Below are 784 nucleotides of genomic sequence, written 5' to 3' on the forward strand. Positions count from 1 at the left end.
CAATACCTTGGATTGCGTATTACCCCCAAAGAGCGGCGATCAGAAAAATAGCCGCAAACAATCCAGCGATAACTAACATTAAGTATGATAGTTTGCCTGTTCCACCTTTTGGCGCTTGATTACAACACCCCATTTGTCTTCTCCTTAACGATTTTCGTTCCCTTTAACTTAACGCTTACCCTTGGGTGAAGGTCAACCTGTGGCAGTTTGTTGTGTGTCTTTTTACTTTTTTCGCGCCAACACATCAACGCAAACGTTTACATTGATTGCAAATAACTCACTGACTTTTCGGTTCATTTTTGGGTAAATACATACCATTTTTCGCTATATACCCGCCGTTTATAACAACCCTACAATACGCGCGTCTTACTTGTAGCACGCGGGTTTTCCAACCATGAATTCGTGGCTCGTTTATTAAAGGTATCGAATGAGCAATATCGCCAAGTCCGCTGTTAAACTCAGTGTTTTCTCTGTGATCATGATTACGGTTACATCCGTTGATAGCATCAGAAACATACCGGGTGCCGCCTTATTTGGTAGTCAGGCCATCTCTTTCTTTTTACTTGCTGGTTTATGCTTTTTCGTTCCCACGGCTTTAGTGTGTGCCGAGCTAAGCACGACTTACCCTCAACAGGGTGGCGTCTATCTTTGGGGAAAAGAAACGATTGGACCTAACTTCGGCTTTGCGACCGTTTGGTATCAATATGCGGAAAATATCGTTTATTACCCGCCGCTGATCTCTTTCATTGTCGCTACAGGTGCCTACCCATTTTTCCCTGAACTG

1 protein-coding gene is annotated in these 784 nt (G+C 43.6%); it reads left to right on the forward strand.

From position 1 onward, the window contains the following. Window positions 1–427: 427 nt before the first annotated feature. Window positions 428–784 (forward strand): amino acid permease (locus R7190_RS26830; protein WP_318137791.1); only part of this gene is annotated, 357 nt, incomplete at its 3' end.

The sequence above is a fragment of the Vibrio sp. 1078-1 genome (genome assembly GCF_033340475.1).